The following is a 16,008-nucleotide window of genomic DNA, read 5'->3' on the forward strand; positions in this document are numbered from 1 at the left end:
TTTATATTCTATTTTGATCTTTACAATATTTATCTAAAATACCATTAATGAAGATATTCGAACGGTCTGTAGCAAACACTTTTGCAATCTCAATATATTCATTAATAATTACTCTTGAAGGGGTGAAGGCGAAGTTATCAAGCTCTGAAATAGCAGTTGATAAGATCACTTTGTCCATCAGGGAAATTCTTTCAAGATCCCAGTTTTCCAATCTTTCTTCCAACTTTTTCTCGTTGTTTTCCCAGTTGTTCAGAGTATCTTTCAATAATTTAGCTGCGAAAGTCTTGTCGTCTTCATCTTTAATCATTTTGATTAAAGTTCTGCTTTCTTCATCTTCTCTTAGGAATCCTATTGTTTTCTGCACCATGGAATTGGCAATATGGATGTCATCATACCATGAAAGTTCTTTATCTGCAAGATAATCGTGGAAATCATCATTTTCAGCAATATATCTTAAAAATAATTTTCCGATAAACTTCTGATCTTCTTCAAAAGAATATCCTTCTTCTTTCATGAAATCCTGATAACGTTTTCCAGCAGTAATTCTTTGGAAAGTCTTTACCAATAAATCATCATGCATATCCCATTTCAGCTGCTTGTGCTGACCTGTGAAGAACAATCTTTCTGGATTTTCCTCCAGCTTAAGCAATACCTGGTTGTTGATGAATTTTTGGTTAGGATTGATGTCTGCATCGGTTTTAAGATACTTGTTCTTCCCGATTTCAATCTGATGTTCTGCTAAATCTTTAAGTCCTACTAAAAAATTAAGCTGATAAATATAGAGATAATAGATTTTCTCTATTCCAGCGAACATGTTTTTCTCTAAAACATCAAATTTTACAGGGTTCTGGTAGTATGAATACACCGCCTGTACTACTTTTTCACGAATTTGTCGTCTTCCTAACATTCAAAGAGCTTTTTAATGAGTGCAAAGATACAAAATTTAAAATTGATGTAATTCGTAGTCTGATGACATTTTTGTAATTTTGTAAAACTATATGAAAGCTCTAAAAACCTTAAACCCCTATTTTTGGAAACACAAAATACTTTTGTTTTGGGGGGTACTATTTATCATTGCCAGTAATTTTTTCAATATATATAAAGTTCAGTTTGTAGGAAAATCTGTAGATGAACTTACCAAAAGCGGAAACCTCGGTTTCAATCAACAGGTGCTTATCTATGTTGGAATCATCGTAGGCTGTTCACTGTTAACCGGATTCTTTACTTTTATGATGCGACAAACCATTATTGTGGCCTCCAGAAGAATTGAATATGAACTGAAAAATAAAATTTACAGACATTATCAGGATTTATCTTTAACGGATTATAAGCAGACGACCATCGGAGATTTAATGAACAGATTAAGTGAAGATGTGGTGGCGGTAAGAATGTATCTTGGCCCAGGCGTAATGTATGTGGCCAACCTTATTGTTCTTGTGTTGATTACGGCAATTTATATGGTAAAAACGGATGCTTCCATGACTTTGTGGACTTTACTCCCACTTCCTATTTTATCTTTTGCTATTTATAAAGTAAGCTCAATCATCAATAAAAAGTCGAAAATTATGCAGAAAAGCCAGTCTGCTATTTCAACTTTTGTACAGGACAGTTTTTCAGGAATCCGTGTGGTAAAATTTTTCGCGAGAGAAAAATACATTGAAAAAAACTACGGAATTAAAGTAACCGATTACCAGAACAAAGCATTGGATCTTGCCAAAACAGAAGCTTATTTCTTTACCATTATCTTGTTTGTTATTGGCCTATTGAATGTTGCCGTTATCTGGATTGGAGGAACAAAATATATTGCAGGAGAACTAAGCATTGGTAAAATTGCTGATTTCTTCATGTATATCAACACCCTAATTTTCCCATTCTCTATGGTAGGCTGGGTAACTTCCGTAAATCAGAGAGCTGAAGCTTCTATGCAAAGGATCAATGAATTCATGGATAAAAAATCTGAGATTGTCAATACCAATTTTGAAACATATCCTATTAAAGGGGAAATCGAATTCAGAAATGTATCTTATGTGTATCCCAATACAGGGATCAGAGCACTGGATAATTTAAGTTTTAAAATTAAAGCCGGAGAATCCCTTGCCATAATGGGAAAAACCGGAAGTGGAAAGTCTACCATTGCTCTTCTTTTATGCAGGCTTATAGATCCTACTGAAGGAGAAATTCTGATTGATGGAAAAAACCTGAAAGAACATAATCTGTACAACTACAGAAACTTCATCGGATACATTCCTCAGGAAAGCTATTTATTCTCCGATTCTATTGAAAACAACATCGGATTTGCCATAGATCATCCCTCACACGAAAAAGTAATTGAGTACGCTCAGATCGCAGATGTTCACAAAAATATTGTGGAGTTTAAGGAACAATATAAAACACTTGTTGGTGAACGTGGGGTAATGCTTTCGGGGGGACAAAAGCAAAGAATTTGCATTGCCAGAGCCCTGATTAAGGACCCAAATATCATTATTTTTGACGATTCTTTGTCTGCTTTAGACACCGAAACAGAGCAGAATATCCTTGAAAATATTGACAAAAAAATTGGCAATGCGACATCCATAATTATCACACACAGAGAGTCTAGCGCTCAAAAAGCACATCAGATTATCAACCTTACCGAAATTGCCAATTCTGTAACCGCATAGCTATTTCATTCCTAATTGTTAAATAAATCATAAAAAAAATTTTGTGATTAAAAGAATTCTTTTATATTTGTTCTTAACAAGATTAAAAAATATCTAACAATGAGTGAATACAAGGAACGCCATGAAAATGAGATTTTCACTAAGGTGTTAAAAGCAGGGAGAAGAACTTATTTCTTTGATGTGCGCGAGACGAAAGCGGGAGATTATTATCTTACAATCACTGAGAGTAAGAAGAATTTCGGAGAGAATGGGGAAGCTACATTCGAGAAGCATAAAATTTACCTTTACAAGGAAGATTTTAAGAGTTTTCAGGAGATGTTTAATGAGTCCACAGATTTCATCATTAATGAAAAGGGTGAGGATGTAATTTCAGAAAAACATGACAAAGATTTCAAAAGCAGATCTTACACTATAGATTCTGACGACGAAGTTTAAAAAAGAATATCTAAAAACACAAGCATCTGAAAAGGATGCTTTTTTTATGTCTTTATGGTTAGTGATTTCCATTCAGCTAACAATAATTATTTATTCACTCTATATATAAAAAACGGTACGCTTTAAAAGCATACCGTTTTGTTTTTATTTATACATACTCCCGTTTTATTTGCGATAATATGGTTGGATCTTGTATCTCATGATCCTTAGCCAACAATAATACCTTAGATAATACTTCTGCTGATTTTGGATCATCATCTGCAAAAGGCAGGAATAATCTTCCTCTGTGCTGGGAATGAACGGGAAGAATAGATAAATATTTCCCCGGGATCTGATGAACAACCGCACTTCCTAAATGTACGCTGTATTCTGCTATTTGCCCTTTTACCAGTACATGTGAGCCTTCAATTTTCACATTATCCAGTTTGAACAGACGAGCCGTTTCCTTCATCAGTACCGTCCGCATTTCAATGGATGAATGGCTGGCTTCAGGATCTACACTTCCTACATGTGCTACTGAAACCACCAGATCTACATCCCGCATTACTTCCGAGAATAGCCTTGGATTAATTTTCTCAAAAGGAATATTCTTATAATCCTTTAATGAATGAAATTCTATTGTTTCCAAGGTTGGACTTTCTATATCTGCAGGTGAGAACCAATCTGCCATAGCATATAGCTTCACCTGGAAGCCTTCTTTATGATACACTTTCTGTAATCCTTCCTCATAATCTACCTTCCACCCTCTTGTTTTAAGCAATGCCAATGTCTGTTTTGGTTGAATCTGATGTCCTGCATACCTACGGGAAATAGATTTATCTTTCAATTCATCAGGTGTAGGAACATAGAGTTCTCTAAAAATTTGCTTAAACGGTTGAATCAGCTTTTCGTTAAAGCAATAATGCTGATAATCACTCCATACAGAATGTTCATGCAAGTCTACACAATGCGCAATACGTAAAGTGTTATCTTCATTCAGTTCCTGGATCTCTCCGTGAGCATTCACAAGGCTTCCATCATGGTAAAAGCCTATTTTATCATTATTGGAAATAAATACTAACTTCTCTAAATGCTTAACGATAACAGGATGTTCAAAAAGGGTTTTCATTTCTTTTAAGAAAAATTCGTCACCTCTTATCATAGCTTCTTCCAATCCTTTTCTGGAACGAGTCCACTGTTCCCGCATAATTTTGCGGTTATTGGTTAATTCCACAATGGCTTTATCCTTTTTAATTTTTGGTGGAATAGATTTCAACTGTTTATCATCTCTAAAAACGACAAGCTCTGCTTTTCCGTTATCTTCAATAATTAAGCCCACAGTTACCCCATCAATCGTCACTTGGGTTTCTTTTGATAAAAGGGTTTGAATTTGCTTGGTCTCCATAGCCCAAGTAAGTCTTACCGGATCCGGATACCCGGCATTTCTTGCCAAGTTTTCCAGAGCCACACGAATTGCCAGAGCTTCACTTGCTTGTTTCATAGAGCCAAACTCCCTGCTTTCTTTTTTAAACTGCTGAATATACTCGTATCTGCTCAACACATCTTTCTCCGGATTGGCTTTGCTTAAAGGAACAAGTCCATACACACGAAGATAATCCTGATCACGTTTGTCTTTTACTTTAGCCGTAACTTCTTTAATCTTTAAACTTCCGGACAAGGTATCGGAATACAATCTTGCTCTTCGGTGACCGTTTCCATCGGAAATATATTTTGCAGATTCATATAACATCTCCCAACGGGCTTTACCTAGTTCTTTATAGGCTTTTGTAAACCAATCTTTATCCACAGCTCCATCTTTAAACTCCTGAATATCTACGGATGAATATTTTGCCACCTCACTTTCTAGTTTTGCATTCTGCTCTTCATAAGCACTGGTCTTGGTATGAGCATGCATCCACCATATTGCTGAATCCAAGCCTTTCCAACCTAAGTAACTGCTGATGAGTAATTGCCATTGCGGTGCGTACACTGCTGCCTGAATCAAACGAAGCTCTGAGACTTTCTCTTTCTTCATCATTTCATCAAAAGCCTTCTGAGTATCAGTTTCTAGAGGATAACAATCTGAAATCAATTTAGAGAAGAGCTTTTGCTTGGTCATATTTTCATTCCTGTAAGCATAAATATAGTTGGCATACAATCCCGATTTACCCAAACCTTTCAGAAGCTGAACCAAACGTTGCGCTCCATATATCGTACGAAACTCCTGGACAAAGTGAGAAACTGCGGTATTGGCATCACCGCGGATAAGCTCTACATCAAGGAATTTATCCTGTATTTCCGCAATCATAGGTTTCAGGAAAGGAAATTCTTCCAGAATATTCTCATTACCATTGATTAGTTTGCCTCTTGTAAGATCTCCGATTGCAGAATCTGCAGTAAGTATTCCTTCGTAAAGTTCTTGTTTGGTAATGAGTTTTAATTCATAGGCTTTACAGAAGAAGTAAAAATCGGGTACAGATTTACTTATATTTTCCTGCAGTCCGTTATGCTGCATCCATCGGTATAAATTCCATTGTTTGTTATGCTGCTCATCAGTAAGATTCGACTCAGGAACTGCCCATAAGAAAGGCATGAAAAAATCAAGCCTTTGCCAGCCATTACCCTGGTCCTGGTAATAATAATCATTGCTATCTTTTCCTTTATAGTGAATAATGCTTTCAGGAAGATTGGCAAAGACCGTACTGGCAGCATCTAATGCAAAATCTATACGCTCTTCGAATACGAATTTATCCTTTAACGATTGCAGAATCATGATGATTGGATTTTCCCATGCATATCTTCCTTTCAGTGGATTTATTAAAAGATCTTTGTAATAGAATACATAATTCTCCATAAAATCCCTGAAGATTTTTCTGTCACAACTCTCAGCCAATGTTAATAAAAATAAATCTCTCGGCTGTAAACCCGACTCCAGATACCATTGCTCCCAAACCTCATGCAATGGGTAATTTTCTGCTAATTGTACAGAAGTAAAACCATCTGTATTTCTTTTAATCTGGCGAAAAGTATTTCCTATCAGCAAAGTGGTTACAGAGCCGTCCCATTCATCAGATTCATATTCATGATCTTTATGCTGGAGAAACAAATCATTAAGCTTCTTTATTTCCTCTTTTATATCATCCATGGGTTTTGTAAACCCGTATTTATCTTTCTTAGTAGCCTGTGCATATAAAGAGTCCGGTTTTACCTTCGGCAAAGCAAACTTTGATATCACGCCAGGATTATAAAAACCATATCCATTGTCTTCAGAAAGAATCGGCTGATCTCCGGCTGGATTAATCTGATCCAATAAACCTTGTTCTCTTTCCGTTATTTTTGATCTTTCAGCATATTGTTGAGTCCAGTTGGCAATTTGGGTAGATATTCTTTTTTCTTTTTGAAGCTGAAGCATAATATCTAATGAGGCTGCGCGCTGCTCCAGATCACCTTTTCCCATCAATTCTTCAACTAATGGAGTAATAACATTATCATTCTGCTGAATAACAAGTTCTATAAGTTTTTTTCGAAGGACACCTCCCTTTCTTTTGAAGAGATCAAAGAAAACCATAATTTCCTCCTTATTTAAAGGATCTTGCAGCAAAACATTAATTCCGGATGCAATTAAAGCTTCTCCCCTGTCTTTCAAAATCTTAAAAGCAAACTCTTTTTGAAAAGCCGTTACTTTTAATTTCTTCTTTCCTACTGCATACGATAAAGAATAACAGTAAAATTCACGTAATATATTTCTGGTTAATAACTCCCGCAACGGAAGATCAAACTGATCGAAATAAGAAAGAACAATATCAAGTTTATCACTATCTTCTCCTACCAGATAAAACATAGAGGCATACAAATCGCTTTTTTTGAATGCTGCATTCAGCCATGAGAATATTTTTCCTTCAAATTTTTTCTCTTTTATTTCTGTCTTTAATGTCAGTTCATGCAGTTTTTCAAAAAAGTCCGGATAATCTGCATTATTGATGAAAAATTTGGAATCTGTATTGTTACTTAACAGCATAGACATTGGGTAACCAGCAAAAGCTAACACCTCAATATTACCCTCTAAAACTGCTTTATAATATAAGGGCATCTGAATATAAGGATCTGCAGTTTCTATGGCAAATTTAATAGCCAGACATTTTTTCGCCACATCACCCTTATCAAAAAGCTGATGCAGATAAGGAACCGTTTTTTCAACATCCTTTACCCCTTGTACCCAAAGTGCCATATACACTTCATTATTATTTCTGCTTTTCATCGCTTCCGCGATCTCTCCCGGATTTTTAAAATAATGGTCTGCCGATAACAGGATATTTTTTACTACAGATTCTTTCTCTGCCTCCCAGCCCAAGCCGGTCCACGTATCTATAGCTCTTACAACGGATGAGAAGCGAGTGAGCTTTTGGTCAATAATCACATGTATCATGTACTCCAATGCACCAACACTTGTTTCATCCAAAGCCTCTAATATGGTTTGGCGTAAGCCTTCTTGTCTCTGTGCTGCCAGTAAAAGTTTTTCCACCAGTTCCCAACATTTCTTCTGTTCACAATTGAGTAAAGCTTTAATAATATTCAGGGAAACTTTTCCTTCAGTATGTTTATTGAAAATAATATCTTCAATCAATTGATAAATAGCCGTATTTCCAGTATCTATTGCGGCAGACCAAACATAGAATCGACTTGAGTTATGAACTAATTCATTATCATAAATAATCTGTTCTTCTAAAGACAGGTCAAAATTCTGGTCATCGTTATAAGAATAAATACAAGGGAATATCATTAGCTCTCTAATGAAGTTAACCTGGTTGAGCATTATATAATCTTCACGATGAGGAGCGCGGAAAGAACGTCTGGAATAATTATTCTGATACATTTTGTATTGCATTTTATTCCATGCATACTTTACCAAGTCTGCATTCTCCCCAAAAAGATAAATTAATAAATTATAATAGTCCTGATCTTCCCAGATATCAGGGTTGATATATTCTTTAAGTTTTTCGGCTTCTTTTGACCCTAAATTTACTCTTTCAAAATAATTAGGTTTACCTTTCAGTAATTTGCTTAATTCTGCTACTTCTTTGGTAAGGATTGGTCTATCTGGAAAAAGGGAAGAAGGAACCCCCTGCTCCGAATGTTCCAATAGGTCTTTCCGTTGTTTTTCATAAAAGTTTTTAATTAGTTTTTTCGATTCTAATTTTTTTGTGATTTCCATGTATTTTATATATTAGTATAATTTGATTACCAATAACTTCCTGCAAGAAAGGTAAGCCTGATGAAGGTAAATGTATGTTGTAAACTCAGATCTATAGTTTGATTAAGACTTTCAAGCTGCTCATCATTGTAAAATACAGCAAACATACCATCTTCAAATGCCTGAATTACACTATCTTGGGCTTTTTGCACATTTGCTTTATTAAGATTATAAATACTTCCAAAACCTATCTTACCGGTATCTGTAAGGATATTCAGGTAATTATCTGTTGGAATTTTGGTATAGTCTTCATCTTCGAATTCAAATGACTTAGCATTAAACTCTTCAACCTGCTGCTGAACGATTAGCTTTAATAGATTTTCTAAAAAGATCATTGAATCTTCGTAAGCGATTTCAATTTTTTGTTCCGAAAGAACAGGATGCTTCCTGCCCAACTGCTTTACAGTGACTTTTATATCCATATTTGAACTTAGTGTGTTTAAATATAGTGAAATTTAAAAGTTCTATTGTACCAAATTGAGGTTTTATGACGAATATCAAGTAAAAGGAAACTAATTTTGCTTCACAAGTAAATGGCAAAGAGAGATAACAAATAAAAATTAATATTTATTGCTCATTACTTATTAATATAGCTCCGATAGAAACAGTTACCTCGCCACAAGTAATCCCATTTTTAGGTACTGGCGTGAGGAGTATGAATGGATAGCGGAAAAAAGCTTTTCGAAAAAAAATAAAAAACAGATATTATTTCACCCTCAGAATAGGGGTAAAATAAAAAAGTACACTTTCAAAAAGTGTACTTTCTTTGGGTGAATGAGGGGTCTCGAACCCCCGACCTTCGGAACCACAATCCGACGCTCTAACCAACTGAGCTACAATCACCGTTTTCTGAGTGCAAATATAGGACAATTTCTTCAACTACCAAACAATTCTGTCAAAATTTTTCAAAGAAATTAACCTTTCTGATGTAAAGCCCTCAGCGTAAGTAACTCCCGATAATCTCCCTAAATCCTGAGCTCGGTAAGTTAAACTCTCAAAAAAGTCTTTTGTAGTAATTGGAGTCTCAGGTTCCTTAGAAGTTGGGTCATAAAACTGAGTTTTATAAGCCATACATGAAGCAATCTTTTTATCCAGGAACTCTGAAATGTCTATAACGAAATCTGGTTTGATATCTTTCCACTGAATATAGTGAAAAACATGCTTGGGTCTCCATACTTCCTGAACTTCTCCATCCACTACGGTCTCAATTTTTCTCAGTCCGGACAAAAAGCACGCATCCGATACTAATTTCGCTCCTTTTGCATGGTCTGGATGCCTATCATCAATCGCATTAGCTAAAACGATTTCCGGCCTGTATTTGCGGATCATTTTTACAATCCTCATTTGATACTCTTCGGAATTCACCAAAAAACCATCTTTCATTCCCAAGTTCTCTCTTGCGGAGAGCCCAAGGATTTTTGCTGCATCTGCGGCCTCTGTTTTCCTTGTTTCATCTGTACCTCTTGTTCCAAGTTCTCCTCTGGTGAGATCTACTACAACACATTTTTTCCCCTCAGCAACCATTTTGGCAATTGTCCCTCCGCATCCCAATTCTACATCATCAGGATGAGCTCCAAAAGCAAGTATATCTGTTTTCATAGTATCAAAGATAAGGTTTAAAATAAAAACTTCCCAAACATTACGAATGGGAAGTTTTAATATCTATAATTTAAAATTTAAATTATTTGTTGATCTCTGCGTTTAATTTTACAGCATCCTGATAAGTTGGATCTAACTGTAAAGATTTAGCAACATAATCTTTTGCTTTTGCTACATCAGAATCTTTACTCATATAAGCTACCGCAAAGTAAGCGTAAGCAAGAGTCTGCTTGTTAGCTTCCTGCTCAGCAGGCTTTACAGTACTGATGAACTTTTCATAAGCTAATTTAGCAGCATCATTGTTTCCTGCCTGTTGGTAAGAATATCCCTGGCTATAATAAGCCGGTGCCCAGTCAGGAAGAAGTGCTGACATTTTCTGCCATGTAAGGATTGCCCCGTTCCAGTTTTTAACATCCTGATAAGCTGTTGCTAATTTGAATAAAGCATCAGAATCCTGGTTGTTAGCTGCTACTTGTTTCTTCAATGCTTCGATAGCAGGGTTAGTAGGTCCTTTATCTGCTTCTGCCTGAGAAGCACCACCACCTCCAGCAATGTTTGCCAATTCTAAATCCCACTTCATTGTTTCGTCTTTTGCCGCTTTAGCAATAGCAATTTTTTGCTGAGATTCAGTTGTTAGAGCAGATTTTTTAGCAGCATCTTTTTCGTCTTTTGCTAATCCTGCAGCGATAAGTCCTTGTAAACCTTGGTCAGCAGGCAATACTCTTGATTTGTCAGCCTGAGCAACGAAAGTGTCCATATTCTGTTTTGCATCCGCATAATTTCCATCTGCATAAGCTTGATAAGCTCTTAATTTGAACTTAATAGGATCATCAATTTTATCAAAAATCTTATCCAATACAGCTTTAGAGTTTGCATAATCTTCGTTAGTGAAGTATAATTTTGCAATTTCTAACTGAGTATACGGATCTTCATCAGCATATTTTGTATAGTTGATAAGGTCTTGTGTAGCCTTAGCATTTTGTTGGTATCTGATATCATATCCAGCCAATGCTTTGTATGCTGGTGCATAAGTAGGATCTACAGCAATTGCTTTATCTACGCTTTCTTTAGCTTTCTGCCATATCTGAGCAGCCATCCATAATGTAGCCATTCTTGTATAAACAGAAGCTTTATTTTTAGCTAATGGCAATGCTTTGTCATAAGCGCTCATAGCATCACCTGGAGATCTTTTCAATCTGTAAGCATCTCCTAATGTATAATAGTAATGTGCAGGAACTCCTTTTTTCTCAGCTTTTTCAATTGCTTTAGTCAGGAATTGGATAGCAAGATCCGGAGAACTGTTCTTTTCAAATAAAGTTAAAGCTTCTGCTGCTCTAAATAATACTTCTGCATCTTTCTCTTTAGAATCGGTTACGATTTTTTGAATTTCAGCAACAGCACTTTTATCGCCTTTTCCAAGCTTTACGGTAGCTAAACCAATTTTGTTAACGAAGCTTTTAGCATCTGCAGCTAATCCTTTATTAAAGTTTTCAGTAGCCTTTGCATAATCTGGTTCTCCTTGCTTTAAGAAAGTATTTCCTAAATAGAAATAATTTTCAGCTGTTGGCTCCTTAGCAATCATATCAGTGAAGTTTGTTTTTGCCTGAGCAAATTTATCACTGTCTATACTGTTAATACCATCCTGCAATGTCTGTGCAGAGGCAAAACCGGTAAAAAATACCACGGCTGCTCCAAAAGCAATCTTCTTTACATTCATATTCATTATATCTTTCATTTTATATTTTCTAATAATTGAGTTATATGCTACACAATTTTCAGACCAAAATATTTTGTTTAAGGGTAAATTGTGAATCTAATCATTTTTAACGCATCTGCACCTCTCTTTTGTACAGGTTGTAAGGCTGTAAACCTTCTTTTTGAACAATTTTCTGTCCTAAATGGGTACATGAAAATCTAATAAATCCACTCGCGATATTAAAACCACCTTCATTCGCCAGGAAATAAAGGACTCTTGTAAAAGGATAATCCATAGAGCGAAGTCCTTCGGAATCCGCATTGTATGCTTTTCCATTATTAATAACCGGAAGAATTTTCACCATATCTCTCAATTTCTCTGATTCCTTATCATAAGGACGACTGAAAGTATTAAGTCCAATAACGCCAATTTTATTTGGATATTTTCCTAGTTCTTCTATAACCTTTTGATTTCCCGGAATAATGGAAAATTTAAGGTCTTTAGGCTGTTTTTTTAATTTTTCAGCAACAAAATTCAGATTACTAGAATTTGTTCCATCAAAAATAAAGTCTTTATTTTCCGAAAGTAGCCCGCTATTGATTTCATCCATACTAATACTCTCTTTTGGAGAGTCTTTTGGAACTACAAAAACTACAGCATCTGCAGCAAATTTAGCAGGAGTAAATTTTAATTGAGTTCTTTCCTCATAAGTTTTTACTTCTTCTGCATTAAGATTTCTGGACATTACAATAATCTTTGCTTTCTCATTCAGCAAATCCAGGAATCCTAAGTCTTCTTTTTTAATTTCGACCTTAATATGTGTTTCAGGATAACTGATCATATAGCCATCAGCTAATGCTTCTGTAACACTTTGAAAGGAACCATCCGTAAAAATTGTTAGGTTACCTTTATTATAAGAAGGAGCATTATCGTCTTTTTTTTTGCAGCCTATGGCCATTAAACTAAGAGAAACAATGGCAGCAGTCTTAAAAAAACTATTCTTCATTTCTGTTTTTTTTGATTTCTGATACAGCTCTATAGATTCTAAATATTCCATAAAGAGCAAATACCCCACCTAAAGCATACGCTACAATAGGGTCTAAAATAGTAAAAAAGAATCTGTAGACCATTACTACAATTCCTAAAACGATATAAAACAATCCCGCAATGAGGGATAACCACTTGAACATCATGTAACAAAAATACCAAAAAAAATAAAAAGAGAAGCATAAGCCTCTCTTTTTATTTATATTTTGAATAAATAAGTCTAATTATTCAAAGTTCATAGTAAATGGTACGCTATAGTAAGATCTAACGCTCTCCCCGTTTCTCTTCGCAGGAGTCCATTTTTTAAGTTTCTTAACTACACGAATTGCCTCATTGTTGAAGTCGCTATTTGGAGATTTCTCTTCAATAGTAACTGCAGAAACAGTTCCGTCTTTTTCTACAACGAACTTAAGCTTAGCTTTAAGGGTACCTTCACCTCCTTCCATTAATGAAGTATCGAAGTTTTCTCCTAAGAATTTTCTTAATGCACCCATACCTCCAGGATATTCTGCAGACTGGTCTACATCTTTGTAGATTTCGTTAGGGTTATTCGCTTTCACTTCTACAGTTGCAGTTTTTGTACCTGTAGATGGTGGTGGCGGTGGTGGTGTATAAGCCGGAGCTTTTACCCCCTCCTGATTATTCAAACCAGTTGTAGTTTCCAACTGCTTAGAAATCGGTGGTGGTGGAGTTTCAATTTTCGGAGCTTTTACAGGCTCTGGAACCACGTTTTGGATCACCTCAATTTTTGGTTCCTCTTTTGGAGGAGGAGGTGGTGGTGGTTCTTCTTCTTTAGGTTGCTCAATAATTGGTTCATCTTCCACAATATTTACAAGATCTGCCTTTACTTCTTGCTTAGGCGGAGCTGTAAGGTTTTTAATTGTAAGATAGATGAACGGAGACAAAGCTACCAAAAGAAAGATAGATGTTCCGACAATAAAAGATTTTGTCAGAAGTCTAGGATACTGATGTCTAAGATCATAGGCACCATATTCCTTGTTTCTATTTTCAAATACGATTTCATCTAAAGTTAGATTCCTACCGTATACATTTTCATCTGCCATAGATAATATAACAATTTTATGGTTAAATTACTTTGTAGCAGCCGGTGCAGCAGCACCACCTACTTTCTTTTCATAAATAGCCTTTTCCCAAGGTTTGACATCAGTAACACCGTACTGTTCGCTTTTGGTAATTGCCATTTCATCAAGAATATCAACAAAGTTCTTATATACAGCATCGTCAGTTGGCTTAATGATCACCGTAAATTTGGTAGGATCCGCTGCTCTAGATTTTGCTTGCTCAATTACTTTTCTAATTCCTTCTCTGTCAAAACTAGTTTCCATAAGATTTTGGTCATTTAAGGATGTTTGATCCTGCTGGTGCCAAAATACTTTATTGTCTTTTCCTAGTAATAGAGAAATTGAATTTGAAAGTTTAATTTCTGTTGGAGGTGGTTTAGGATCAGTAGGCTTTGGTTTAGCCGGAAGACCTAAGTCCATCACATTTGGTTTACTAAAGGTTGACGTAAACATAAAGAACATCAATAGTAAGAAATTAAGGTCAACCATCGGAGTCATATCGACTCTGGGGTTGTTTTTCTTGGATCGAACCTTGCCACCCTTGGCACTCTTATCCTGTACTTGTACTTCTGCCATTTCTTCTTAATTATTCATTAGGTTTACCTTCTTGTGATGTAATCAACCAAAATTTAAGAAAATCAATATCTCTTAAACCCTCAAATAGGCTTTTAACTTTAGGGTATTTAGTAGTAACGTCACCTTTAATAGCTAACTTGTAGTCAGGGTTAACGCTTAAACTTTCTTTTACCCAATCAATTAATTGCTTATTTGTACTATCCATAGGAATCCCTGTAGGACTCTTGTAACTTTTCTGCTCATCTTCAGGCAAATCCAAATACCCTTTTAATTGGTTCATTGGAACTCCAATAGCCTGAACTTTCTGGAAAGCTGCTTTTTGATTATTATCAAAAGTAACGCCATACTTCTGACCCATTTTATCTAAAAGTGCAAGTCTTTCTGATGCATTTTCTACTGGCTGGAAATAAAATTTTCCGTCCGGTGTAGCATTGATAGTCATTAAACTAGCATCAGGAAGTAATTTTTCCGAAATTGAAGATGGCGGTTTGATCTGCTCCACATCAGGTTTTTTAAACTGCGTGGTCATAATAAAGAACGTAAGTAATAGGAACGTAACGTCGCACATCGCGGTCATGTCCGTAACTACTCCATGTCTTTTTGGTTTAATTCTCGCCATTATTTTTTATAAATTATTTTTTAAACTTCTTTTATTGTGCAAAACACAGTTCCATCTTAGTGGAATTCAGCAAAAGACTGTTGGATGCTCATTGCGATCTCGTCGATCTTATAAGTTAATCCGTCAATTTTAGAAGTAAAGAAGTTATAAAGAATAATTGCTACTGCAGAAGTACCAATACCTAATGCCGTGTTGATCAAGGCTTCAGAGATACCGATTGATAGAGCTGCAGCATCAGGAGTACCACCTCCAGCACCTAGTGCGAAGAATGCTCTAATCATCCCGATTACCGTTCCTAGTAGTGCTACTAACGTTGCAACTGTACCTAGTGTAGAAAGGATCATCATATTTTTCTCAAGCATTGGCATCTCAAGAGTTGTAGCTTCTTCGATAGCTTTGTTAAGAGCTACCATTTTCTGCTCTTTATTTAAAGTAGTATCGTGAGCAAGAGCTTTGTAAGTAGTAAGACCTTCTTTCACAACGTTCCCTACAGAACCTTGTTGTCTGTCGCACTCTTCTAAAGCTTCGTCAATTTTGTTTCCATTTAGTAGGCTTCTTACTTTTACTACAAAGTTATCTACATTACCTGAACCTGAAGCTTTGCTTAATACAAAGTATCTTTCAAATGAGAAAACAATAACAGTAATCATGAATGTTACAAGTAATGGTACAATAATACCTCCCATGTAGATCATCCCTAAAAACCCTTCTGGATGCATCTCCTTACCTTCAACATCAGAAAACGCTACTGATGCACCTGCTAATCTTGGATCAGCTTTAAAATTACCTGGGTTACCTAAAACGAATAACCAAATACAAATTCCTATTACTAATAAAATAGGAATAATAACAGCTGGATTTAAACCTCCCGCTTTTCTAGCAACTACTTGCTCATCATTTTTTGAAACATTCATTTCCATATTTAACTAAATTATATTGTTTTAAAATTTTACAGGGTGTAAATTAAAGGCAAAATTAATTAAAATGCAAGAGTCTTAATTAAACATTTTGCTTTTTTTTGATAAAGAAAATTTAATACGATTTCGATATAATAATTATTCTTA

General features: G+C 35.5%; 13 protein-coding genes and 1 tRNA gene. 2 read left to right on the plus strand and 12 right to left on the minus strand.

Annotated elements, in window-relative coordinates:
• Nucleotide 1 precedes the first annotated feature (1 nt).
• Nucleotides 2–907 carry a transcription antitermination protein NusB gene (locus CHSO_RS23085; protein ID WP_045501164.1) on the minus strand — a complete coding sequence of 302 codons (906 nt, stop codon included), beginning with the start codon at nucleotides 905–907 and terminating at the stop codon, nucleotides 2–4.
• 91 nt (nucleotides 908–998) lie between these two features.
• On the opposite strand from CHSO_RS23085, the gene CHSO_RS23090 reads away from it, so the two are divergent.
• Together CHSO_RS23090 and CHSO_RS23095 are read left to right on the plus strand one after the other, a co-directional pair.
• Nucleotides 999–2,660: an ABC transporter ATP-binding protein gene (locus CHSO_RS23090; protein WP_045501165.1), complete on the plus strand. Its 1,662-nt coding sequence runs from the start codon at nucleotides 999–1,001 to the stop codon at nucleotides 2,658–2,660.
• Nucleotides 2,661–2,759: 99 nt separating this feature from the next.
• A complete protein-coding gene (locus CHSO_RS23095) occupies nucleotides 2,760–3,095 on the plus strand; it encodes a DUF3276 family protein (protein ID WP_002976288.1) in 336 nt (111 codons plus the stop codon).
• Nucleotides 3,096–3,243: 148 nt separating this feature from the next.
• Here CHSO_RS23095 and CHSO_RS23100 read toward each other — a convergent pair whose 3' ends face one another.
• The 11 genes from CHSO_RS23100 to CHSO_RS23150 all read right to left on the minus strand — a co-directional run bounded on the left by CHSO_RS23100 (nucleotide 3,244) and on the right by CHSO_RS23150 (nucleotide 15,864).
• Entirely contained in the window at nucleotides 3,244–8,286 is a 5,043-nt protein-coding gene (locus CHSO_RS23100; RefSeq protein WP_045501166.1) for a DUF4132 domain-containing protein, read from the minus strand.
• A 26-nt stretch (nucleotides 8,287–8,312) separates the two neighbouring features.
• Nucleotides 8,313–8,747, minus strand: a complete 435-nt coding sequence (locus CHSO_RS23105; RefSeq protein WP_045501167.1) for a hypothetical protein — start codon at nucleotides 8,745–8,747, stop codon at nucleotides 8,313–8,315.
• Between the two features lie 346 nt (nucleotides 8,748–9,093).
• Nucleotides 9,094–9,169, minus strand: a tRNA-His gene (locus tag CHSO_RS23110).
• Between the two features lie 35 nt (nucleotides 9,170–9,204).
• Nucleotides 9,205–9,924 carry a bacillithiol biosynthesis deacetylase BshB1 gene (gene bshB1, locus CHSO_RS23115; protein WP_045501168.1) on the minus strand — a complete coding sequence of 240 codons (720 nt, stop codon included), beginning with the start codon at nucleotides 9,922–9,924 and terminating at the stop codon, nucleotides 9,205–9,207.
• An 82-nt stretch (nucleotides 9,925–10,006) separates the two neighbouring features.
• Nucleotides 10,007–11,659: a tetratricopeptide repeat protein gene (locus tag CHSO_RS23120; RefSeq protein ID WP_045501169.1), complete on the minus strand. Its 1,653-nt coding sequence runs from the start codon at nucleotides 11,657–11,659 to the stop codon at nucleotides 10,007–10,009.
• 88 nt (nucleotides 11,660–11,747) lie between these two features.
• Nucleotides 11,748–12,626, minus strand: coding sequence for a PstS family phosphate ABC transporter substrate-binding protein (locus CHSO_RS23125; protein ID WP_045501170.1), 879 nt, complete (start codon nucleotides 12,624–12,626; stop codon nucleotides 11,748–11,750).
• Nucleotides 12,616–12,813, minus strand: coding sequence for a C4-dicarboxylate ABC transporter (locus CHSO_RS23130; RefSeq protein WP_171817683.1), 198 nt, complete (start codon nucleotides 12,811–12,813; stop codon nucleotides 12,616–12,618). The genes CHSO_RS23125 and CHSO_RS23130 overlap by 11 nt, the downstream gene beginning before the upstream one ends.
• A 78-nt stretch (nucleotides 12,814–12,891) precedes the next feature.
• Complete coding sequence (locus CHSO_RS23135; protein ID WP_045501172.1) at nucleotides 12,892–13,731, minus strand: energy transducer TonB; 840 nt, start codon at nucleotides 13,729–13,731, stop codon at nucleotides 12,892–12,894.
• A gap of 27 nt (nucleotides 13,732–13,758) precedes the next feature.
• A complete protein-coding gene (locus CHSO_RS23140) occupies nucleotides 13,759–14,325 on the minus strand; it encodes an ExbD/TolR family protein (protein WP_045501173.1) in 567 nt (188 codons plus the stop codon).
• Between the two features lie 10 nt (nucleotides 14,326–14,335).
• Complete coding sequence (locus CHSO_RS23145) at nucleotides 14,336–14,944, minus strand: ExbD/TolR family protein (protein ID WP_045501174.1); 609 nt, start codon at nucleotides 14,942–14,944, stop codon at nucleotides 14,336–14,338.
• Nucleotides 14,945–15,000: 56 nt separating this feature from the next.
• Nucleotides 15,001–15,864 (minus strand): MotA/TolQ/ExbB proton channel family protein, encoded by an 864-nt coding sequence (locus CHSO_RS23150; RefSeq protein ID WP_045501175.1) that lies wholly within the window; start codon nucleotides 15,862–15,864, stop codon nucleotides 15,001–15,003.
• Nucleotides 15,865–16,008: the final 144 nt, after the last annotated feature.

This window comes from Chryseobacterium sp. StRB126 (assembly GCF_000829375.1).
GTDB lineage: Bacteria > Bacteroidota > Bacteroidia > Flavobacteriales > Weeksellaceae > Chryseobacterium.

Coding starts and splice junctions, on each gene's coding strand:
- CHSO_RS23085 (WP_045501164.1), bottom strand. CDS start 907: ATGTTAGGAAGACGACAAATTCGTGAAAAAGTAGTACAGGCGGTGTAT.
- CHSO_RS23090 (WP_045501165.1), top strand. CDS start 999: ATGAAAGCTCTAAAAACCTTAAACCCCTATTTTTGGAAACACAAAATA.
- CHSO_RS23095 (WP_002976288.1), top strand. CDS start 2,760: ATGAGTGAATACAAGGAACGCCATGAAAATGAGATTTTCACTAAGGTG.
- CHSO_RS23100 (WP_045501166.1), bottom strand. CDS start 8,286: ATGGAAATCACAAAAAAATTAGAATCGAAAAAACTAATTAAAAACTTT.
- CHSO_RS23105 (WP_045501167.1), bottom strand. CDS start 8,747: ATGGATATAAAAGTCACTGTAAAGCAGTTGGGCAGGAAGCATCCTGTT.
- bshB1 (WP_045501168.1), bottom strand. CDS start 9,924: ATGAAAACAGATATACTTGCTTTTGGAGCTCATCCTGATGATGTAGAA.
- CHSO_RS23120 (WP_045501169.1), bottom strand. CDS start 11,659: ATGAAAGATATAATGAATATGAATGTAAAGAAGATTGCTTTTGGAGCA.
- CHSO_RS23125 (WP_045501170.1), bottom strand. CDS start 12,626: ATGAAGAATAGTTTTTTTAAGACTGCTGCCATTGTTTCTCTTAGTTTA.
- CHSO_RS23130 (WP_171817683.1), bottom strand. CDS start 12,813: ATGATGTTCAAGTGGTTATCCCTCATTGCGGGATTGTTTTATATCGTT.
- CHSO_RS23135 (WP_045501172.1), bottom strand. CDS start 13,731: ATGGCAGATGAAAATGTATACGGTAGGAATCTAACTTTAGATGAAATC.
- CHSO_RS23140 (WP_045501173.1), bottom strand. CDS start 14,325: ATGGCAGAAGTACAAGTACAGGATAAGAGTGCCAAGGGTGGCAAGGTT.
- CHSO_RS23145 (WP_045501174.1), bottom strand. CDS start 14,944: ATGGCGAGAATTAAACCAAAAAGACATGGAGTAGTTACGGACATGACC.
- CHSO_RS23150 (WP_045501175.1), bottom strand. CDS start 15,864: ATGGAAATGAATGTTTCAAAAAATGATGAGCAAGTAGTTGCTAGAAAA.